At 49.0% G+C, this 20,700-nt stretch carries 18 protein-coding genes; 4 read left to right on the plus strand and 14 right to left on the minus strand.

All coding sequences use genetic code 11. From position 1 onward, the window contains the following. Positions 1–185 precede the first annotated feature (185 nt). Positions 186–776 (plus strand): spore protease YyaC, encoded by a 591-nt coding sequence (yyaC, locus tag QWY22_RS17840; protein WP_300982148.1) that lies wholly within the window; start codon positions 186–188, stop codon positions 774–776. 39 nt (positions 777–815) lie between these two features. Here the strand turns inward: yyaC and QWY22_RS17845 are convergent, their stop codons facing one another. Beyond that, positions 816–2,123, minus strand: coding sequence for a CitMHS family transporter (locus QWY22_RS17845; protein ID WP_300984428.1), 1,308 nt, complete (start codon positions 2,121–2,123; stop codon positions 816–818). A 188-nt stretch (positions 2,124–2,311) separates the two neighbouring features. Further along, positions 2,312–3,175, minus strand: coding sequence for a LysR family transcriptional regulator (locus QWY22_RS17850; RefSeq protein ID WP_300982149.1), 864 nt, complete (start codon positions 3,173–3,175; stop codon positions 2,312–2,314). A 131-nt stretch (positions 3,176–3,306) separates the two neighbouring features. Here QWY22_RS17850 and QWY22_RS17855 point away from each other — a divergent pair, with 131 nt between their 5' ends. After that, positions 3,307–4,434: a 2-methylaconitate cis-trans isomerase PrpF family protein gene (locus QWY22_RS17855; RefSeq protein ID WP_300982150.1), complete on the plus strand. Its 1,128-nt coding sequence runs from the start codon at positions 3,307–3,309 to the stop codon at positions 4,432–4,434. A 160-nt stretch (positions 4,435–4,594) separates the two neighbouring features. Here the strand turns inward: QWY22_RS17855 and QWY22_RS17860 are convergent, their stop codons facing one another. The 7 genes from QWY22_RS17860 to QWY22_RS17890 all read right to left on the minus strand — a co-directional run bounded on the left by QWY22_RS17860 (position 4,595) and on the right by QWY22_RS17890 (position 14,180). Next, positions 4,595–5,398, minus strand: a complete 804-nt coding sequence (locus QWY22_RS17860; RefSeq protein ID WP_300982151.1) for a putative protein N(5)-glutamine methyltransferase — start codon at positions 5,396–5,398, stop codon at positions 4,595–4,597. Between the two features lie 149 nt (positions 5,399–5,547). Further along, entirely contained in the window at positions 5,548–6,540 is a 993-nt protein-coding gene (locus QWY22_RS17865) for an ABC transporter permease (RefSeq protein WP_051413923.1), read from the minus strand. Between the two features lie 13 nt (positions 6,541–6,553). Continuing rightward, entirely contained in the window at positions 6,554–8,038 is a 1,485-nt protein-coding gene (locus QWY22_RS17870) for a sugar ABC transporter ATP-binding protein (protein WP_300982152.1), read from the minus strand. Positions 8,039–8,059: 21 nt separating this feature from the next. Beyond that, positions 8,060–9,079, minus strand: a complete 1,020-nt coding sequence (locus QWY22_RS17875) for a sugar ABC transporter substrate-binding protein (protein ID WP_300982153.1) — start codon at positions 9,077–9,079, stop codon at positions 8,060–8,062. Positions 9,080–9,176: 97 nt separating this feature from the next. Then, on the minus strand, positions 9,177–10,910 hold the full coding sequence (locus QWY22_RS17880; RefSeq protein ID WP_036811604.1) for a hydantoinase B/oxoprolinase family protein: 1,734 nt from the start codon (positions 10,908–10,910) through the stop codon (positions 9,177–9,179). Beyond that, entirely contained in the window at positions 10,895–13,018 is a 2,124-nt protein-coding gene (locus QWY22_RS17885; protein WP_300982154.1) for a hydantoinase/oxoprolinase family protein, read from the minus strand. Before QWY22_RS17885 ends, QWY22_RS17880 begins: the two co-directional genes overlap by 16 nt. Positions 13,019–13,031: 13 nt before the next feature. Further along, positions 13,032–14,180: a M24 family metallopeptidase gene (locus QWY22_RS17890; protein WP_300982155.1), complete on the minus strand. Its 1,149-nt coding sequence runs from the start codon at positions 14,178–14,180 to the stop codon at positions 13,032–13,034. Between the two features lie 201 nt (positions 14,181–14,381). Here QWY22_RS17890 and QWY22_RS17895 point away from each other — a divergent pair, with 201 nt between their 5' ends. After that, positions 14,382–15,092 carry a FadR/GntR family transcriptional regulator gene (locus QWY22_RS17895; protein WP_051413921.1) on the plus strand — a complete coding sequence of 237 codons (711 nt, stop codon included), beginning with the start codon at positions 14,382–14,384 and terminating at the stop codon, positions 15,090–15,092. Positions 15,093–15,167: 75 nt separating this feature from the next. Here QWY22_RS17895 and QWY22_RS17900 read toward each other — a convergent pair whose 3' ends face one another. Continuing rightward, positions 15,168–15,854: a FusB/FusC family EF-G-binding protein gene (locus QWY22_RS17900; protein WP_300982156.1), complete on the minus strand. Its 687-nt coding sequence runs from the start codon at positions 15,852–15,854 to the stop codon at positions 15,168–15,170. A 348-nt stretch (positions 15,855–16,202) separates the two neighbouring features. Here QWY22_RS17900 and QWY22_RS17905 point away from each other — a divergent pair, with 348 nt between their 5' ends. After that, positions 16,203–16,709 carry a DUF6241 domain-containing protein gene (locus QWY22_RS17905; protein ID WP_300982157.1) on the plus strand — a complete coding sequence of 169 codons (507 nt, stop codon included), beginning with the start codon at positions 16,203–16,205 and terminating at the stop codon, positions 16,707–16,709. Between the two features lie 69 nt (positions 16,710–16,778). Here QWY22_RS17905 and QWY22_RS17910 read toward each other — a convergent pair whose 3' ends face one another. The 4 genes from QWY22_RS17910 to QWY22_RS17925 all read right to left on the minus strand — a co-directional run bounded on the left by QWY22_RS17910 (position 16,779) and on the right by QWY22_RS17925 (position 20,351). Beyond that, positions 16,779–17,075, minus strand: coding sequence for an antibiotic biosynthesis monooxygenase family protein (locus QWY22_RS17910; protein WP_300982158.1), 297 nt, complete (start codon positions 17,073–17,075; stop codon positions 16,779–16,781). A gap of 140 nt (positions 17,076–17,215) precedes the next feature. Further along, positions 17,216–18,043, minus strand: a complete 828-nt coding sequence (locus tag QWY22_RS17915) for an alpha/beta fold hydrolase (protein WP_074508891.1) — start codon at positions 18,041–18,043, stop codon at positions 17,216–17,218. Between the two features lie 98 nt (positions 18,044–18,141). Beyond that, positions 18,142–19,119: a catechol 2,3-dioxygenase gene (locus tag QWY22_RS17920; RefSeq protein WP_074508892.1), complete on the minus strand. Its 978-nt coding sequence runs from the start codon at positions 19,117–19,119 to the stop codon at positions 18,142–18,144. 23 nt (positions 19,120–19,142) lie between these two features. Beyond that, positions 19,143–20,351 (minus strand): acyl-CoA dehydrogenase family protein, encoded by a 1,209-nt coding sequence (locus QWY22_RS17925; RefSeq protein ID WP_300982159.1) that lies wholly within the window; start codon positions 20,349–20,351, stop codon positions 19,143–19,145. Between the last annotated feature and the right edge of the window lie 349 nt (positions 20,352–20,700).

Here is a 20,700-nt window from a genome sequence, read left to right on the forward strand (position 1 = left end):
AAAATCTATAGAGAATCATAAAAGGATTTTATCTTTATTTTAATTTTAAACAACATTTATTTATCATCATTCATAATTCCTCCAACGGCTGAAAATAAAGGCGGTTTTCTACCAAACCGGGCGGCGGTAACGCTATAATGAAGGCATAGTTCAACGGCAAATACAGTCGAAGGTGGTATGGATTCATGCATACTTTTCGGAAATATAAAAACTCACATCTGCAAGTACCGGTGAAGGCGCCTCTGCATTTCAACGAAGCAACCGGAAACGAGGAAATGGGCTTGCTCATTGCGAAGCTGAAGTCCATCTTTGCGGAAGCGAAAGAGCAGCAGCGCGAAGTGGTTTTCCTATGTATCGGCTCGGACCGCTACATCGGCGATTCGCTCGGCCCGCTGATCGGCAGCATGATGCAGGAGAACGGCATATCCCGTCCCGTTTACGGCACCTTGGAAGAACCGGTCCACGCCTTTAATTTGAAAGCCGCCTTAAAAGACATCTACCGGCAAAATCGCAATCCGCTCGTCATCAGCATTGACGCGAGCCTTGGCACGAAAGAGCAGGTAGGGAATGTGCTGTTCAACGAAGGCCCGCTGGTTCCGGGAAAAGCGCTTGAAAAAATGCTGCCGGAAGTGGGCGACTACCACTTCCAGGGCATCGTCAATTACCTCGATCCGCTCCCGAGCTCCCAGTTTTTGAACGACACGCGCCTCCATACGGTCATGAAACTGGCCAAACTGATTACAGAAATCATTGTGGACAGCGACCAAGAACAATAAAAAGGGATTCCGCCATTATCGGCGGAATCCCTTTTTGAGTTAAATCGCTCCTGTGATAAACGCCACCGTGATGATGGCGATGCAGCAGATAAAGGCCCATTTGAATGCAAACTTCTGCAGTTCGCCGATGTCCTTTTGCACCATGCCGGCAACCAACAATGTGGAAGCGACAAGCGGGCTCAGGAAGTGGATCGGCTGGCCGAGCACAGATGCCCGTGCTATGTCCAGCGGGCTGACGCCGTAAGCGGCCCCCGCTTCTGCCAGGATCGGCAGGACGCCGAAATAATAGGCGTCGTTCGAAAGCGCAAACGTGAACGGCATGCTGGTGATCGCCACCACGAGCGGGTAGAACGAACCGACGGAAGTAGGAATGATGGAAATCAACGAATTGGAGATGGCATCGACCATTTGCGTCCCGGAAAAGATCCCCGAGAAAATCCCGGCGGCAAAAACCAGTACGACCACGGTAATGGCGTTGCCCGAATGCGCCAAAATCCGTTCTTTTTGAAGAGCCAGATTCGGATAGTTGATCGCTGCCGCCAGCACAAAACCGATGATGAAGCTGATCGGCGCCGGCAGTAAGCCGACCACCAAAACCGTCATGACGGTCACGGCCAGAATCAGGTTGACCCAGATCAGCTTCGGCCGTTTCAAATCGTTTTCCACCGCATGCGTAGCGGCGACTTGCAGCATACTTTCCGAGCCTGACGGGATCTTCTCTACGGAGATGATGCCAAGCCGGGCCCGTTCTTTTTTGCCCATCAGATACGCGACACCCAATACGCTGAGCATCCCTGCCAGCATCGTTGGTACGATTGGGATGAAGAATTCGTTGGCATCCAAGCCAAGCGAAGCGATGGCGCGTGTTGCCGGACCGCCCCACGGCGTCATGCCGCTGACGATACTGACGGACAAAATGGAAATCGTTGCGAGCACCAGCGGATTCATGCCTAAACGCAGATAAAGCGCAAGCATCGCCGAAACGGTGATCATGTGCGTCGTCGTCCCGTCGCCGTCAAGCGCTGCAATCATCGCAATGACGGCTGTTCCCAGTGCAATTTTCACCGGGTCCCCTTTGACGATTTTCATGACTTTGTTGATCAATGGGTCAAACAAGCCGGCATCGATCAAAATGCCGAAGAACAAAATCGCGAACAGTAGGAGCGCTGCGGAAGGCGCAACCTGCTTCAAGCCTTCCATCATCATATCCCCGAGCCCTGACCAGAATCCGCCGATCAGTGCAAAAACAATCGGAACCACTACCAACGCCGCTACCGGCGACATCTTTTTCGCCATGATCAGATACGTAAAGACAACAACCATCGACACCCCTAAAAATGTAAGAATAACAATTACCCCCTTTGAATGTATTCGCTTACAATTACTAGAAATCTAATACGATTCCCGGTTACTTAACAATTTGAATTAGTTATAAGAATATTTCATCTAATCCAATAAGTAAAATAGATAAATCTTATTAGAAATGAACAAAAAAACTTATAATCCGATTCTTCGTTCATTTATTCCGTACACCTTTAAAAGGAAGGGTGGTCATTGAGAAAGTTGATGAACTTTTGTACGGTCGACAATTTCAGGAATTCCTGGTTGTACATGAGCCACGTATCCCGCGTCACCGGTTCGCCGTTCTCGTAGAACAAGGGGTATTTGTACAGTTCGTCTGAAGGGCGCAGGCAGATTTCCGGCAAAATGGCGATGCCCAGATCGTTTTTCACCATTTCCTTGCAGGTTTCCTGCCTGTCGGTTTCCATGGTGATCATCGGCGGCTCGACGTAGCGGTTATGCCACCATTTGCTGATGATGTCTTTCAATGAACTGTCCGTCTTGTAATTGATGAACGGCAGTTCCGGCACTTTCTCCAGGTCAACTTCTTTTTTTGAAATCAGAAACAACTGCTCGGTCTGCAGCAAGGTCTTCGCCCCCGTCCAGCTGTAATCACCGCGCAGTATGCCCAAGTGGACGCCGGAGGAATTGAGCAGCCCCATGACATCTGCACTCCACCCCGTGTTGACGCTGAACTGGACATTTGGATGGGCCGTCAGAAACTCCTTCAATAACGGCGGCAGTTTGTACTGCGCAAAATTGCTCGAAACGCCGAGGCGGATCGTCCCCCGGATTTCCTGCTGCATGTTTTGAAGATAGTCTTTTGTGTTCTGGAGCTTTGTGGTCATTTCTTCCGCGTACTGGGCCAGGTAAATTCCTTCCGAGGTCAGCTCAACGCCTTTTTTTGTTTTGAAGAAAAGCTTGGTTCCGACTTCTTTTTCCAGGTTTTTCAGGCGGTACGTCAAAGCCGGCTGCGAAATGTACAAGCGTTCCGACGCCCGGCTGATATTTTTTTCTTCATATAGTACTTGCATGGCTTCCCAGTCTTTTTCATCCATTTTCATCCCTCCATTTTGTGTTATAAGTATTTTCGATAAGGCTTTGAACAAAATATCTATTTCACTTATGACTCAAATTACCATAGTCTATTTTTAGAAGCAATAGAATTTTCAGAAAGGTGGTTCATCCGATGAAAGTACCGATTGCCGTCATGCGCGGCGGAACCAGCAAAGGAGTATTCATCAATTACAAGGAAATGCCGGAGGATCGTGTGCTGTGGGACAGCTTCCTGCTCGACATCATGGGAAGCCCCGATCAGCGCCAAATCGACGGACTGGGCGGAGGCAACTCCCTGACCAGCAAAGCCGCCATCATCAAAAAGTCGGAAATGGACGGAATCGACGTGGAGTATACGTTTGCGCAGGTCAGCATTGAAAATCAGCTGGTGGATTTCAAGGGGAATTGCGGGAACATCTCTTCTGCAGTCGGCCCGTATGCCATTGAACAAGGGCTCGTCGCAGCAGTGGCACCGGTGACCCAGGTCCGGATCTTTAATACGAACACGCAGAAAGTGATCATCGCGGAAGTCGAAGTGGAAAATGGGCAAGTGAAGACGGAAGGGCAATGCGAAATTCCAGGTGTTCCCGGGACCGGTTCTCCGATCTATCTATCCTTTACCGATGCACAAGGCGCCGTCACCGGCAAGCTGTTCCCGACCGGCAACCCGGTTGATCGGATCGACACACGGAACGGCCCGATTGATGTATCCATCATCGATGTCGCCAATCCCCTCGTTTTTGTCAAAGCGGAAGATGTCGGGTTGACCGGGTCGGAATTACCGCATGAATTCACGGCAGAGAAACTGGCAGAATTGGAAGAAATCCGTTCAGCCGCCGCTGAAATGTGCCTGTTTTCAACGAAGGAAGAAGCGACCGTGAAATCGCCCGCCGTGCCGAAAATGACGATTATTGCCCCTCCCGAAACGTATTTTGACGTCAACAGCGTGGAACGGCAAGCAGACGCAATGGATTGCCGCATCCGGATGATGTCGATGCAAAAGCCGCATCAGGCCCTTGCCATCACCGGTGCCATCTGCACAACAGCCGGCGCGTTTTTAAAAGACACGGTTTTAAACGACGTCATCGAAGTTGAGAACACCGTCCTGCGTTTGGGCCACCCGTCCGGCATCATCGAGACGAAAGTGGACATGATTGCGGGACATATCGGCAATATCAAAGTGGTCCGCACCGCCCGGATGATTCTGGAAGGCTTTGTCTATACAAAGCACAACTATGTGTACAGCAAATCGCTGGCTTGAGAATTTCAACCTCCCGCCTTCTTAATGGCGGGAGGTTTTGTGTGCGGCAGAAATGGTGGAAACTGTCCGCATCATTAAAGCGCCTGAAGGCCTGGCGTTTTAAAGGAAAAAAAATGAGCCGGAGAAGACATCTCCGGGCTCATGTAGTTTGAACGTATTCTCAGCGGGGCTTTTCCCCGATCACAACGGTTGCATCCAGGTTTTCGTCCCTGACGACTTTGGCATGGAGTCCGGCTTCAACGAATATGGCCAGGGTTTTTGTTCCCTGCGCCTCACTGGACTCCATCAATAGATGACCACCGAAAACAAGCCAGTCGGCCGCTTTTTCCGCAATCCTGCGGTGAAGACCCAGTCCATCCGCACCACCGTCAAGCGCGTGTTCCGGTTCATACAAACGCGCTTCCCTCGGAAGGAATTGAATCGACTCCGTAGGGACGTAAGGCGCATTTGCCACTATGATGTTCACCTGCCCTTTCAAAGAAACAGGCAATGCCTTGTATAAATCACCTTGGCAGACCCGGCCGCCAATCTTCGATAAATTTCGGGAAGCGCAGTGCACGGCGACGGGATCAATGTCAACGGCATGCAACGAAATGCTTTCCGCACAGCCAGCTATGGCGGCACCGACTGCCCCTGAGCCGCAGCATAAATCCAACACCGTATTATGGTTCGGACGGATGAAGGTTTTCGCTTGCCGGACCAGAAACTCCGTACGTGGACGCGGGATAAACACGCCTCTTTCCAGTTCGATCCGCAAGCCGCAAAAATGGGTGAAACCAAGCACGTATTCAAGCGGCATCCCGCTTGCCCGCAGTTCCACCCATCCCCTGATTTCTTCCAGGCTTCGGGCTTCACCGGCAAGAAGCCGCGTTTCTTCCTCTGCGAAGACGCAGCCTTCACTTCGCAGTCTGTCCACAATGCCCGCCTCGATTTCGGAATCCAACTGGAAATCGGTGTTCCCCATTGTCAGCTCGCCTCTTTCTGGATTGCTGTTATTTTTCTTTTTTATTCGAGAAAGAATCCAGATGTCCTTCTTCAACTAGTCTCCCGGTTTAAACAAAAAAGAAGCTTCTTAAAGAAAGAAGCTCCTTTTATCGGTTCCTATAAAAAGTATTAAAGGTTTTTGGATTTCACATGGTTCAGGAAGATTGCCAGTATCAGGATGATGCCGGTGATCACGTTTTGCCAATACGACGAGACGTTTGCCAGGCTGAGTCCGTTTTGCAGCACTGCGATGAACAAGACGCCCAATGCAGTTCCTGCAACGCCCCCGACGCCGCCTTTAAAACTCGTTCCACCGAGCAGCACTGCCGCTGCGACCAGCAATTCCGTACTGGTGCCGATGGTCGGGGCAGCTGAGGCCAGTCTCCCGGTTTCAATGATGCCCGCCAACGCTGCGAACATGGCGCTGATGGCGTAGACCACGGTAATGACCAAAGTGACATTGATGCCGGACAGCTTCGCTGTATGGGGATTGCCTCCGACAATATAGATGGAACGGCCGAAACTGGTGTATTTCAAGAACAAAAACGAAGCGAGGAAAACAATCAGCATGATGATGATTGGATACGGAATCACACCCAGTTTTCCGTTGCCAAGTGCCATGATCAGCGGATACTCCGAAACGTACTTCGTTTCCCCATTCGTCCAGACAAAGACAATTCCGCGAAACAGCGATAAAGTCCCCAAGGTAACCACAAAGAAATTCAATCCCACTTTTCCGATCAGTAACCCGTTAATCAGAAAACCAATGGCCGTAATCGCGGCTATGGTAAGGATGATGCTCAGCAGTTGGGACATTCCAGCAGACAGTAAAGTAACGAGCATGACGCCGCTTAAAGCCATTGTAGAACCGACTGACAAATCGAATCCGGCTGTTAGCAGGACAAGCGTCATCGCCATGGCCATGATCCAGATTCCGGAACTGGCAGTTAATAGGTTGATCCAGTTCTGAACGGTCAGGAAGGCGGGATTGATGATGCTCACGATAATGCATAGCAAAATCAGCAGCGGCCCTATTCCTGCAAATTTCAATAATACCTGTTTGTAGTTGACCTTTTTTGGGCTGATTTCTTCGGCGGTTTTTAAGGTGGTTTCAGTCTCCATAGTTACCTCCGTTCTAATCGTTACCTGTGGCGTAGTACATGATATTTTCCTCGGTAACTTCATGGTTGGATAAGATGGTTTTCAGTTCGCCCCTGAACATGACGCCGACCCGGTCTGCCACTCCTACCACCTCCTGCAAATCAGAGGAAGAGATAATGACGGTAAGGCCTTCATCTGACAGTTTACGCAGCAGGTGATAAATTTCCGACTTCGCGCCGACATCAATGCCGCGCGTCGGCTCATCCAGCAGCAGAACCTGCGGCGAAATCGACAACGCTCTGCCTAAAATCACTTTTTGCTGGTTGCCTCCGGACAGATGTTCAATATGGGTATGCACGGAGGCAGTCTTCACACCCAGGTCCTTAATGATTTTCTCGACAACTTTTTCTTCTTTTTTCCGGTTCACCAGACCGAACAGCGATTTCCGGGACCGGACGCCCAGTACCGCGTTTTCATAGACGGACAAATGGCCGATGATGCCTTCTGATTTTCTTTCCGCCGGAATAAGCGTGATGCCCCGTTTCAATGCTTCGACCGGGCTTTGGCAGGGATACGCTTTTCCGGCAAGATCGATGTGTCCGTCAGACTCCATTTCCCCGATCAGGGCGCGGAGGATTTCGCTTCTTCCGCATCCCACCAATCCCGAAAAGACGAATATCTCCCCTTTTCTGATATCGATGTCCAAAGTTTTGTTGGCTGATTTTTTTATTTCCAGCTCTTTGATGCGCAGCATGATGTTCGCGTGCTGCACCTGTTTTTTCAGCGGGTAAAGATCCGACAATTCCCTCCCGACCATCGATGAAATGATGGTTTCTTCTGTCCAGTGCGGCGGCACAAGCCGGGTTATATAATGGGAATCCCGCAGTACAATGATTTCATCGCAGATTTTCAAGTATTCCTTGAGTTTATGGGAGATGAAGATGACGATATTGTTGTTTTTCTTGAAATCCTGCAACAGTTCGAACACCAACTCGGTTTGATCGTCCGTCAAGGAACTGGTCGCTTCATCCAAAAGCAGAATCGTGGGCTCTGTTGCCAAGGCTTTCGCGATGGATACCAATTGCTGCTGATCCGGCGACAATTTCCCGGCTTTCTGTTTTACATCCAAGTCGAGTCCCAACTTGTTTAGATAGAAGGACGTTTTTTTCTCTTTTTCTTTCCAGTTCACAAACCACTTGCCGCTTTCGTTCACGATGACGTTTTCAGCAATCGACAACTCATCCACCAAAGATGGCTCTTGCGTCACCATGGCAATTTTTTTGCGGCGCGCGGTTTTGATGGAAGTGATCGCCTCCTTCTCGACTTGAACTTCGCCTTCGCTTGCTTTTTCAATGCCTGTCAGGAGTTTTAGGAGGGTGGACTTTCCTGAGCCGTTTTCTCCAGCCAGCCCAAGAATGGTCCCCCACTTGATAGAAAAGCTGATGTCTGAAAGTGCCTTGACTCCCGGATAGCGTTTGGAGATGTTTGTGAATTCGATTGCATCCTCACTTTTTTTCATGGCTCACACTCCCATTGCCCCTTAGTCAGCTGAAATCGAATTCAGCTCTTCTTCCCATGAAACAAAGTCTTCCGTGTCTTTATCGACCATAGGAACCGGAATCACAATCTCTTTCGGCAGTTCTTCCAATTTTGCCCCTTCGTTAAAATGCTGGTTCAAGAAATCGACCGATTCAACTCCTGCTTTAATGGGATTTAAATTGAATGTGGCATGGACTTTTCCTTGTTCGATCGCTTCAATGCCGCTTTTTTCAGCGTTCACGCCGATAATCATGATTCCTTTTTCCGGATCTTCTTCATATAAGGTTTTATTGGCATTTTTGATGGCCTGAGCTGCTCCGATTGCGGTTTCGTCATTGTAAGTGAAAACCGCCCGCACGTCCGGATTTTTGGTGAGGATATTGGCCATGATTGGAGCTGCACCGGCGATGTTATCAGTCGGGTTGTCCTGCTGCTCCACCCATTTCAGGTGATCGTAATTTGCCGTCTCTTCTTTAAACTTGGACATGACGAAGATGTTTCCTGGCACTGGAATGGCCATGCCGATTCCTGCCACTTCCACATCCTGGCCTTTAAAGGTTTCAGCAAAAAGCTTGGCTGCTTCCGTGGCAGACGCTCCCCGATCAAAAATCACTTGGCTTGTCAGGTTATAGCCTTTTCCGCCTTTCGCTACATTGAAATCCACACCCAGGACCGGAATGTTTTTGGCGATAGCGCGGTCAAGCGCCGGTTGGACGGTATTGGCGTCCAGCGGCCATACGATGAGTGCATCCACATTTTGTGTCAGCAGGTTATCGATGGTGCCTACTTGCTTGCTGGGATCGCTTTGGCTGTCGATGCCTATCACTTCAAACCCTTGTTTTTCCCCGCTTATTTTAATCGCTTCAAACCAATTTTTTACTGTATTGTTTGCACCCGCCGGGATGGAGACGCCTATTTTCAGCGCATCATTTCCTGAGGCTGCGTTTTCGGATCCACAAGCTGACAGAATGAGCATCATGATCATACAGGAGACAATGAATAAATGGTTTTTATTCTTCATAAGCTGGCCACTCCCCGTGTTTCAATTTAGTTCGATAAAAATGAGCCGGCAAACCACTGTATTCCGTAAATTCGCCAGCTCATTTCTATTCAACTTTTCAGACTGTCTGTCTCAATTTTTCCGTTTGTTCCGTGTCCACTACGCCTCGCACCGCATCTTTAAATGCAACTTTGTATTCGTCCCGAGCCACTTGTTCCGACACATAACCGCATTTCACGTCGAATGCGACTTTTTCAACCGCGCGGTCTGCCGGATTCCCATACCCGCCGCCTCCGCCTGCCAATTGCTTGTAAACGGTATTTTTCGGGATATCGGAAATAAGATCTTTGACATGCGCCGCGTATTTTCTGTCGTTCGGATACTGCAGTTCGATGGCATTGATGCTTCCCTGCTTCCCGCCTAAGATGCCGGGCGCTCTTGTATCTTCTGTCCCGCCGTCGCCAAAGACACTGGCTTGGCCGCCATCATCCAGGAAAGTGAACGTTGTTTCGACACCCAAACCGCCGCGCCATTGGCCAGCACCGGCAGAATCCTGGCTATACTCGTATTTGGTCAGGAAAACCGGATTGACCATTTCAAACATCTCCGGATCTTGGGCCGCGAGCGCTCCGCCGGAAGCGATCAAGCCGATATGATCGTACCCGTCTGTTCCGTAAGTGCCGCCGCTTCCGCCTTTGGTGCCGTTCAGCAGAATGTCCACATAGGGCATTTCTCTTCTGGAATCCCAGCCGTTGACAATGGAACACATCAACGTATTCCAGCCGGCAGTGATCCGTTCAGGAAGCGCCTCCTCTAATGCCAGCATGATTACGGAGCAGACCTGGTCGCTCAAGTGGTTCCCGAACCCTGTCGCAGCAGGATAGTTGGGATTCAGCATGGTTCCTTGAGGGACTTTCAGTGTAATGCATCTCTGGACAGCTTCGTTGTGAGCGATTTCCTGTTCGCTTAACATGAAGAACGTGATCATCACGGAAGAAAGCGTTACTGGATACGGCGCATTGACATACCCTTTCGTTTGAGGGGAAGTCCCTTCAAAATCGAACGTGATGTGCTCATCCTCCACTTGGATGTCGACTTTGATCACCATTTCCGCGTCATGGTCATGGCCGTCATCTCTGACTTTCCAGGACGCTTTGTAATTGCCGTTCGGCATGCCTTTGATGATTTTTTTTGCCATTTTTTCTGTGGAATTGAAAATTTCTTCGACAGCCTCATAAATCACTTCTTTTGAATATTGTTCAAACAATACTTTCAATTCTCTTTCACCGACGGTACAACCGCCTACCATTGCATGAATATCATCTCCGACAATCGGCAGCCGGACATTGCCGATGATCAGGTCCCACACGTCGTAGCGCAGCTTCCCTTTTTCATAGATTTTCAAAGGAGGAATCCGCAATCCTTCCTGCCACAAATCGGTGGCATTGGGATTGTAGGAACCTGGAACAGCGCCCCCTACATCCGCCTGGTGGGCTGTGATGACCGTCCAGGCTACACATTCCCCGTTATGGAACACGGGCTTCAGCACTTTCCAATCGGAGTTCTGGTTCCCTCCGGTAAATGGATCGTTATGAAGGAAGACATCCCCTTCGTACACGTCTTCGCCAAAGTATTTAACGACTTCCTTCACGCCCGGACTCGCTGCATACCCAAGAATCGGGATGTATTCGGTCTGCTCGATCAAATTGCCCTGGAAATCATAGATCCCTAATGAAAAGTCGCGTCCTTCCACTAGCAAAGGCGAATGTGCGCTTCGTTCAATGACAACTCCCATTTGGCGGCCGATTGCTTTCAAACGGTTTGACAGTATCGAAACTAGGATTTGATCCATACTTTTTCCTCCTCCTGTGTTTGAAGTGTAAGCGCTGAATCTTTGATGATGAAATTGCCGTGCTTGTTCAAATGGACATTGAAGCCCGTCGGCACGACGATTGTCGTCGTCGTCAACTCGATGATTGCCGGTCCTTGAAGTTTTGACCCCGCTTTCATCGCTTCGCCGTCGTATACATCGGTTTCAAGCAATTGTTTCGTCACCGGATCGAATACCTGGCGTTTGTTTTTGGCTTGGAGCTTGTCATGTTCTGCAGCCTCTTCGATTGTCTGGGCTTTGAACTCCGATTGTTTGCCTTTGCACGTCAAACGGATGTTCATGACTTCAAGGTCGCTGTTCAATAAGCTGAATCCAAACAGTCTCTCATGTTCTGCATGGAACTTGCCGGCGACTTCCGCTTTGTTTTCTTTGGCCATATCTTCTTCTGCTATTTCAATGGTCACTTCATAATGCTGGCCAAGATACCGCATATCCAGCCCGTAGACCAAGGCGCTTTCTTCCTCTTCGACGCCTTCGTTCAACAAGGCCTTTAATCCAAGCCCCCGGTCTTCACTCAATACCTCCATGATTTCCGCCATATTGGCAGTCTTCCAGTTTTTGTTGTAGGTCTTCACATAGTCATGCCTCAAGTTGGATGCAAGCATCCCGACCGCACACAGCACGGAAGAGAATTTAGGGACGACGATTTCCTTGATGTCCAGTTCTTTTGCAATCATCGCGGCATGGACCGGACCTGCGCCTCCCGCTACGACCAGCGGGAATGAACGGGGATCATGGCCTTGCAGAACCGTCGCTTCCTTGATGCCGTTTGCCATATTCAAATTGGAGATCTCGTAAATCCCGAGTGCCGCTTCTTCAATGCTCAGCCCAAGCGGTTTGGCAACATGCTCGGAGACGGCTTGGCGCGCTTTTTCCAAATTCAGCGAAATGCCGCCGCCCAGGAAATAATCAGGGTTCAGATAACCTAATACCAAGTCGGCATCGGAACACGTCGGCAACTCACCGCCGCGGTCGTAGCATGCCGGACCCGGAACTGCGGTGGCGCTCTGCGGGCCGACTTTCAGCAAGCCGCCGTCATCGATCCAGGCGATGCTCCCACCGCCGGAGCCGATGGTGTGGATATCCGCCATCGGCAGGGAAATCAGGTTGCGTTTTACTTCTCCCTCTTTTTTGATGCTGATTTCCCCTTTGTCGATGATGGAAGCTTCAAAGGAAGTTCCTCCCATATCAACGACAATGGCGTCATTGAATCCGCTCGTTTTAGCAAATACACTGCCCGCCACCGGACCTCCTGCCGGACCGGATAAAACGGTTGTTGCCGGAACTTCGACCACGTTCAACGGATTGGTTACGCCGCCGTTGGACTGCATAATCAGCAGTTCGCCTTCAAAATGAAGGCCGCGCAGTTTGTCGACAAGGTGACCGATGTAATTTTTCAATATCGGTCCGACATATGAATTCATCGCAACCGTACTTACCCGGTTATAAAGCCGAACAACGGACGCTACATCCGTGGAAATCGATACAAACGCGTCCGGCATCATTTCCTCTACGTATTTTTTCGCCAAAAGCTCGTTTTGGGGATTGGCATAAGAGTGCATGAAACAAATGGCGACAGATGAAATTCCTTCCCGCTTGAAAAGCGCTACGGCATTTTCCAAATCTTCTTTGGTGACTTCAGTCAATACCGATCCATCGAGATGGGTTCGTTCTTTCGCGCCGTAAATTAAGTCCCGGGGGACCAGCGGCTTCGGTGCTGCGTATTTGTTGTCGTACAGATGCTCTTTGCTGCGGACGCCTCGGCGCATCTGGAGGACATCCCTGAAACCTTCCGTAGTGATCAAGCCGGTTTTCGCTCCTTTGTCAGTCAGCACCGCATTGGTCGTTACAGTCGTTCCATGAACGATCAACCCGGTCTGCTGAAGGAGCTGCTCTGCTGTCAGATCGAATTTCGCAGCGATATTGCCGATGCCCGTCAGCACGCCTTCCGAAGGATCATGGGGTGTCGTTAATACCTTTTCAATCAACTGCTGATCATTTTCGGAATTCAGAAACAGAAAGTCCGTGAAAGTGCCTCCAACATCAATGCCCATTGTAAATTTCGACATAATCGTGTCCCCCTTAAAGTTTGATGATATCGTAAGCGCCTTGGCTGAGTGATTCTGCTCCGTCTTTCGTGATGATAAAAACATCTGCAATGCTGACGCCGTATTTCTCCTGCTTGTCAGAATAGTTCGGGTGAACGCTGATCACCATGTCCTCTTCAAACAAACTTGTATCGGTATCCGTTAAAATCGGTAAATCATGGTCCACACCAATTCCATGGCCGTGCCAGATGCCCATGTTCACATCCAGTTTGGCGGTGTGTTTATGAATGATTTTTGACACGCTATTAATCGGAATGCCCGGTTTCAAAGTCTGCTGGATTTCTTTGATAGCGTTTACACAAGACTGCGCAAGTTCTAATTCTTCGTTTGAAATATCCCCTACCGTGAATAACCCGCCTTTTTCGACCCAGTAGCCGTTCTCGTCAATTAACTCGACGTATGCAGTTACTACTGAATTATTGGTGATTTTGTCAGACGTGGCTTTTCTCAAGAAATACGGCCCTTCTTCCACAAATATCAACGTATCGATGGCACCTTTTCCGCGCGCGATTTTTTCAATATCTGCAGCAATTTCGGCTGACGTTCTGCCAGGTCTGATCGCATTCTTAAATTCTTCAAAACTTTCCAGTGCTAAAGAATAGGATTGGCGGATCCCTTCTTGTTCATCAGGTGATTTGATGCTTTTGATTTTTTCGATATTAGAGGTTATATCCAGCACTTCGGCATCCAATAGATTTTTAAACATGGAGCTTTGGCTCCCGCTCATCATGGATTCAAGCCCTACTACCCCTACTTTATTCGGCTCATATGAATTGATCAGTTCACCAATATGCTGATACAAATCAGCTTCGGAATGAATAACGTCTCCTGTTCCAAGGAAGCGTGCATCATTTACAAAGCCCATCTTTTTCGCTAAATAGCTGTCTGCCCTTGTGGTGTAATAAGAAATTGGCTCCTGCCCTTTCGCGTAAATAATAAAACCGGGCCTCAAGATTGGATAGTAGCCTCCAAAATAGTAAAGGAATCCATACTGGGTGATGATCCCTTTCCCGTAGACCACGACTACATCCAGCTTTTCAGTTTCCATCATCGAATCCAATTGGTTCCATCGGTATTTCACTGCATTTTTTTCATTGTAAGTTTCGGCTAACTTGTTCGTCATTGCAATCTCTCCTCCGCTACTTTTATGATATCGATGCAACTAATCTTGCATTTTTATTTGACAGAAAATTCTGTACATCGATTTGACTACAATGTATGATAGAAGAATATTAAAGTCAATAAAGTTTCATGTAAAAAAAACTTACACGAAACTTTTTATACTTATAAATTCTATTTGAGAAAAATGTTAAGGAGGCATTTTATGGAACTCTTCACTAAACTAAAAGATTTTGAATTGCAGTCAGTGCCTTTGCAGATTGCAACTGCCATTCAAAAGCAAATCTACAATCAGGACTTGAAACCTGGAGACCGCCTGCCGAAACAAGAGGAACTAGCGGATTTCTTCGCAGTTAGCAGACCAACCATTCGAGAAGCACTGGATTTGCTGATGGAATCCCAGTTAATCCAACGCGAATCTCCAAAATCGAAAAGTTATGTCATCGCTAACTTCCATCCCGATAAGGCATTAAAAAGTGTGCAAGACATTATATTACTATCCTTAACTTTTAATACATTAACTAAGTGGGAACTCTATGCAATCCGAGAAATGATTGAAATTCCGTGCGCCGCTTTAGCTGCAAAAAACAGAACCGAAGAAGACATCAGGGAATTGGAACTGCTTTTGCCAGGCCCGGAAATCCTGACAAAGAGCGTCCCCGAAATTTTTGAGGCAGATGCCAGATTCCATATTAAGCTGGCTGAATGCACGCGGAATCCATTAGCTAAGACTTTAGTAGAGTCTTTGGTGTATGCCTATTTCAAATTGGATATTTTTATTAGCGAAGTTGAAAAGCGTTCGATAATAGATGGCTTACCGGAACTCTTGGAAGCAGTAAAAAACGGGGATGAAGAAGAGGCAAGAGAAAAAATGACGGAGCATATGAAACATTTCAAGTACTACCATAAAAAATGATGATTATCACTGTTTACAAATTGATCTTTCATAGAAAAAGGGCTCTCCAGTCTCCTGGAAAGCCCTTTTCTTCATTTATTTTTGGATCATGCCTGTAAATTCCCCAAGCCGTTCCAAAGAATTCAAGTTGCTGTTGCAGACATCCGGCTCCTGGCAGATGTAGTTGCCGCGCTTGATGTAGTTATCCTGTCCAGAGCTTTTCGTCTTGGCGGTGAACATGCCGACTTCGCTGTGGCGGTTGCAGATCGCGCAGATGCCTTTTTTATGGCTGCGGGTGAGTGAACCGTGGATGCCTTCCAGGCGCCCGTCTTTTTCGTAGACGAGGTACATCAGGCTCGAACTCTCTGTCCAGGCGAGGTACGACAGTTTCTTGAAATCGATGTTCTCGAACTTCGGCCCCTTCAGCTTTTTCGCTTTCGGGAACAGTTTCTTCAAGGCCGCATCGGTGACCGCTTTGAACGGGATGATGTACGGCTCGAGCTGCGCCAGAAACGCTTCGGCGTCGGCCTTTTCCTTGACGCTTGCGAGCGGGTTCAGCACCGTTTTCTGTTCGGCCGTCAGCGACGGGAACAGCTTGAACACTTTCTCGTGCGCCAGGTGGCGGAGGACGCTCAGCACTTCGGCGTCGTTGCCCGTCGCCTGCCCGGTCACGAGGATCCGTGTCTGGTCTTTAATAAAGTTAAACTGGTCGTTCCGGATAAATGCTTCCGGGCGTGCGCCAGTGTTTCCGGTTTTATCGGTTGTTTCTTTTACATGTATCATTAGAGCCACTCCTTATGGGTTGAATTGGATGTCTATAAGGAAGCCGTGTACAGGGAATGACACATTGATGGGCGATTTAGTTGTTGCTTGCCCCACACAAAGGATCGCCATTCGGAATACCCGGCTTTGCATGAGTTTTGCGTGACGCTGATAATTGAGACTGCATTATCATCTGTTATCCACTTCCCTTCGAAACAGGGATTTCTCCCTCATGCGTTTATCATACTCGAATCGGCTGCAGGTTTCCAACTGAAAAAGCCCGAAAACCGATATTGCCATCCAAGATCTGGTAGCCGATAATAGTAACGAAGCACTAGCTCGAAAATGGAATCCAAAAGGAGTTTTAATGTGAAACAGATTTTGGCAACAACTATTATCAGCTTTGGCGTTATTGCCTTGCTTGCGGTCGGCGGGTATTGGTTTATTCAGCGCGAAGCGGCTAAAGGCGAAGAACCGCCTACAGTTTCTGCCGGTGTCCAGGCTCCGGAAGTACAGCCCACCGAACAGACTTTGGAGATTGTCGACACCCCCTTTTCTACTGAGATGGACGAAAAGAAGCTGCAGGACCATCTTCACGAGATGAGCCACAGCAAAGTGTACGCGGCTGATAAATGGGGGCAGGTGCGGCTGATCACGCAGGCAAATATTGCAGAGCTGCTGGCGATTGTCGAAGCGAGTAATTTCGAGAAAAAAACCTTTTACCAGAGTACGCTTGAAGACTGGCAGCAAGGTGACTTTTCGAATGCCGTGGAAGTCCATAACTCCATCTGGAGCTGGCACGGCGGAACGGTCGGCAAAGCGACCCGGCTCATGACCAAAGAAGAAGAACAGGCATACACCCGTTCAAACTTCTAAGCCAAACCGCCCGCTATGAAAAAAGAAGATGCTTATAACGGCATCTTCTCTTCAAGCAATAATGAAATTTTATGTAAGATCGATTTTCTCAAAATGCTCCACAACCGGAAACGGTTCATAAAAGTGGTGCAATAATCGCTTCCATTCCAGATATTCAGGAGATTGCCTGAACCCTACGGTATGGTCCTCTAACCTTTTCCATTCCACTAGCAGCAAATACTTCCCTTTCACTTCCATGCACCGCTGCAATTCGTGGGACAAGTAGCCGTTCATCGAAGAAATAATTGCAGATGCTTGCCGAAAAGCCCCTTCGTACTCTTTCTCCATGCCCGGTTTTACATAAAGCACTGCAGCTTCCAAAACCATGTGAACCCTCCTTCGCCAATTCGGCCATTATAAAAACTATGACTTCTTTTATTGATTCCCCTTAAAATTCCCGATTCCTTCTTTTCCAAACAGAAAGGGAAGACGCCTAGAACCGGCGTCTTCCCTTTCTTGTGCCACAATCACTTGATGAACGTCAAAATATGCTCGACGAACGGTTCGGTTTTTTCGATCTGCGTCCAGTGGCCGCATTCGTTGAAGACGTGCAGCTCGGCGTGCGGCAGGAGTTCGATCAGCCGATAGCTTGTACGCTCAATCGGAATGACTTGGTCGTTCAGGCCGTGGAACAGCAGCGCCGGAATCTGGATCTGTCGGAGTTCGTCGTCCGTCAGCGCCAGTTCATCGAGTTTGTTTTGGCGCGGTTCCGGGAACATCGCTTCGAACGACTGCTTGACGTCCGGGCGGATGCTCGCCTCGTAGCGCAGACGGACAAGTTCCTCGTTATTCGCCGCTTCCTGGTTGTACGAGAACAGCTTGATCAGTTCACGCATAGACTCCAGGCTTGCTTCGTAGCCCCATACCCGTTCTAATCCTTCTGAAATAGGGAATTGAATACCTGCACTGCCCATCAGTATGAGTTTTTTCACTAATTCCGGCCTTTGTAAAGCGACATGCAGTGACAGGGCGCCGCCCATCGAATTGCCCACCAGATAGACCGGCCCGTCCGATACCGCTTCGATAAAGCCGATGAGGTGCTCGACCCATAAATCCACGGGATAGTCATTGCTTTCGAGCTTATCCGTTTCACCGAAGCCGATGATGTCCGGGGCGAACACATGGTACTTCTCGCTGAGTGTCGGAATAATCAAGCGCCAGTTGGCAAACGCGGAAACCCCCGGACCGGAGCCGTGGATCAGGATAATCGTCTCCTCACCCGTCCCTTCCTCGTGGTAATGCGTGTTGATGCCGTTCACTTCCATGAATTTTGACGCAATCGCTGTTGTTGTCATCATCATTCTCCTTTCATTCTAGTAAATAGGCCAGAAGAAACTATTGCCAGTTTCCTCCAGCCCCTTATTAGTCGATGCCGGGAAATTCATTTTATTTATTATGCATTTTCCACTGGTGCCTTTGTTCTGACCGGTGTCGCGTATTCGAAGAATTCTGCAGGCAGACTCGAACCGTGCCAGATAACCGAATGCTCAAGGTCCACACCTTTCCACTCGACCGTTTTCCAAGCCGGGTCAAAAATCTGGTAGCCTGAATCCCCGAATAACTCAACTCGGTTGCCGCCCGGTTCGATTACATAGAGGAAGTTTGCTTGCGTGACACCATGTTTTCCTGGACCGGATTCAATCTTAAATCCAGCTTCGATTAATAAATCGGCAACATCTGCTAAGTGCTGCGGGTAGCCGTACCAGTAGCAGATGTGGTGCAGACGCCCTTTTTCACCGAGGGCATCGCCCATGACGGCGATGTCGTGCACCAAGTTCGTGACACTCAGCCAAGCCGCGACGTCTTTATCGTCCCCGTCCATGATGCGCTCGCGCACTTTAAAGCCAAGCGCTTCTTCCAGGAACTCCACGTTTTTGTTCGTTTCGCTCGCTGATAAGTTGACATGGTCAATGCGGCGGACCGGCACGCCTCTTGCCGGACGCTTTTGAGGACGGTTCAACAACGGTGTTTTCTGATCTTCCGGCGCCTGGTAATATTCCACATCCCACAGAATTTCCATCTTATGGCCATCCGGCAATGTGAACTGGTACGCACGCCCGTGCCCAATATCGCCGTCGATCCAGCCAAGGCCATAGCCTGTCGCTTCGATCGCCTGCACACGGCGTTCCAGCGCCTGCGGAGAAGTGGCACGCCAAGCAATATGCCCGAGTCCCGCTTCGTCATTGGCAGTGATGATCAACGTACTGTGGTAGAAGTCCTCATAAGCGCGCATGTAAACGGAATTGCCTTCGCGGTGGGATTCTTCCATCCCTAAAATTTCTCTGAAAAACTTAATGGATCCTTCAAGGTCCGTGCTGTAAATCTCCACGTGCGCCAGTTGTGCTACATCTAAAATCGGTTCTTTTGTCATTGTAGTTGCCTCCTCAGATTTTTTTACCACGTTGGGTTTCCTTTAAAGCCGAAAATGGATTTTCCATAAGCAGCGAGGGAATCTTCGTACAGATGCGTCGGGTGGACCGCCACCGTCATGATGTCGCGGACGAACATTTCAGTCGGATCGGTTTTGAAAATCGAATTGCCGCCGAGTGTCAACAAGACGCGCAGCGCCATTTCTGCCGCGTTTTTCGAGACGTAGCCGCGGATGGCAAACAGTTTTTCGCGTTCTTCCTCGTCCAAAGTGGTCATGCTGTTTTCCTGATAATGCGTGAGCCGTTCCAGGTACTCGTTCGATAAGCCTTTCAGCGAGCTCAGCTGAATTTTCATTTCCGCCAGGACGCGCTGGCTGCTCGCCGCTTCTTTTTCGTTCTGGCCGTGGTTGAAAATGCGGATGCGGTTTTCGGTCTTGCTCTGGAAAATATCCAAGAGCCGCTCGACGCCGCCGATCTGGATAAACTGGAAGCCCATCAGGAAAAACTGCATATACGGTACGTTGGCGATCTGGTATTCCGGTTCATAATTGTCTTTTCCGAGCCCTTGGCCGGCCATGACGCGGGCCATTTTAAACACCCGGTTCGGCGGAATGTAGACATTGTCGACAAGGACGCCGTTGCTTCCTGTTCCCCGGAGCCCCAAAGTGTCCCAGTTGTCGACGATTTCCACATCGTTCTTGTGGACGATGTACATACTGTACTCCGGTGCATCGCCGTCTTTCAGCTTCGCCACTGCACCGAGTGCAATCCAGTCGCTCCAAAGCACACCGCTGCAGAAGTTCCACTGGCCGGACAATCGGTAGCCTTCGCCGTCGTCGGTCACTTTTCCGACAGGAGCGAACACGTCCGCCATCAGTTCGCCGCTATTGAATAATTCGTCCCGGCTTTCTTTCGGCAAAAACGCCGGCCAGGTTTCGTGGATGACGAAGAAATAGCTTAACCAGGCTGCCGGTACGCTGTGGTACGCGATCGTCCGGATCATTTCACCGAATGTGAAGTAATCCAGGTCCTGGCCGCCGTAGACTTTCGGCCGCAGCAATTTATGGAATTCCGCTTCTCTGATCTTTTCAATCACCACATCGGAAAGTTTGGCATTCTGTTCGGCTTCTGAAGCGTGTTTCTCAGCAATCAACCCGATCTGTCTCGCCTTCTCAATGAGTTCGTCCCGGTTGGCTGCCGTTTTTCGGACTGCTGTTTGTTGATTGAGCGTCATGAAAATTCCTCCTCTTGGTAAGCGCTTTCAAACCCCTTATAGCAGCGGTATGAATTAATCACATCATAACCGGCAGAAAAATCAGAAAATAGAGACGGAATCTTTGGAAAATCCGTGGCATTTAAAACGTTTGTGTTTAAATGATTTTTTACAATAGATTTAAAGTTAATTTGATAAACCGGGAAATCAGGTCGTTAGAAGATTTTGAACTTTTTTCATGTCCATAAATACTTTTTAAATATAGTCGAAAGCTTTTATTTTAAATCCGTTTTTTCCGCTTGCCGGTTGAAAAGCAAAGCAATCGCCTTTCACGTTCTCTCCTTAAACGCACAAAAAAGCCTTGCTGCTG

It is taken from the genome of Planococcus liqunii, assembly GCF_030413595.1.
Taxonomy (GTDB): domain Bacteria; phylum Bacillota; class Bacilli; order Bacillales_A; family Planococcaceae; genus Planococcus; species Planococcus liqunii.

Bases quoted from the DNA above. Each gene is read 5' to 3' on its own strand.
- QWY22_RS17915 (WP_074508891.1), bottom strand. From the start codon at position 18,043: ATGACAACAACAGCGATTGCGTCAAAATTCATGGAAGTGAACGGCATC.
- QWY22_RS17880 (WP_036811604.1), bottom strand. From the start codon at position 10,910: ATGGATCAAATCCTAGTTTCGATACTGTCAAACCGTTTGAAAGCAATC.
- QWY22_RS17855 (WP_300982150.1), top strand. From the start codon at position 3,307: ATGAAAGTACCGATTGCCGTCATGCGCGGCGGAACCAGCAAAGGAGTA.
- QWY22_RS17875 (WP_300982153.1), bottom strand. From the start codon at position 9,079: ATGAAGAATAAAAACCATTTATTCATTGTCTCCTGTATGATCATGATG.
- QWY22_RS17870 (WP_300982152.1), bottom strand. From the start codon at position 8,038: ATGAAAAAAAGTGAGGATGCAATCGAATTCACAAACATCTCCAAACGC.
- QWY22_RS17920 (WP_074508892.1), bottom strand. From the start codon at position 19,119: ATGACAAAAGAACCGATTTTAGATGTAGCACAACTGGCGCACGTGGAG.
- QWY22_RS17885 (WP_300982154.1), bottom strand. From the start codon at position 13,018: ATGTCGAAATTTACAATGGGCATTGATGTTGGAGGCACTTTCACGGAC.
- QWY22_RS17860 (WP_300982151.1), bottom strand. From the start codon at position 5,398: ATGGGGAACACCGATTTCCAGTTGGATTCCGAAATCGAGGCGGGCATT.
- QWY22_RS17910 (WP_300982158.1), bottom strand. From the start codon at position 17,075: ATGGTTTTGGAAGCTGCAGTGCTTTATGTAAAACCGGGCATGGAGAAA.
- QWY22_RS17900 (WP_300982156.1), bottom strand. From the start codon at position 15,854: ATGATACATGTAAAAGAAACAACCGATAAAACCGGAAACACTGGCGCA.
- QWY22_RS17850 (WP_300982149.1), bottom strand. From the start codon at position 3,175: ATGGATGAAAAAGACTGGGAAGCCATGCAAGTACTATATGAAGAAAAA.
- QWY22_RS17865 (WP_051413923.1), bottom strand. From the start codon at position 6,540: ATGGAGACTGAAACCACCTTAAAAACCGCCGAAGAAATCAGCCCAAAA.
- yyaC (WP_300982148.1), top strand. From the start codon at position 186: ATGCATACTTTTCGGAAATATAAAAACTCACATCTGCAAGTACCGGTG.
- QWY22_RS17890 (WP_300982155.1), bottom strand. From the start codon at position 14,180: ATGACGAACAAGTTAGCCGAAACTTACAATGAAAAAAATGCAGTGAAA.
- QWY22_RS17895 (WP_051413921.1), top strand. From the start codon at position 14,382: ATGGAACTCTTCACTAAACTAAAAGATTTTGAATTGCAGTCAGTGCCT.
- QWY22_RS17925 (WP_300982159.1), bottom strand. From the start codon at position 20,351: ATGACGCTCAATCAACAAACAGCAGTCCGAAAAACGGCAGCCAACCGG.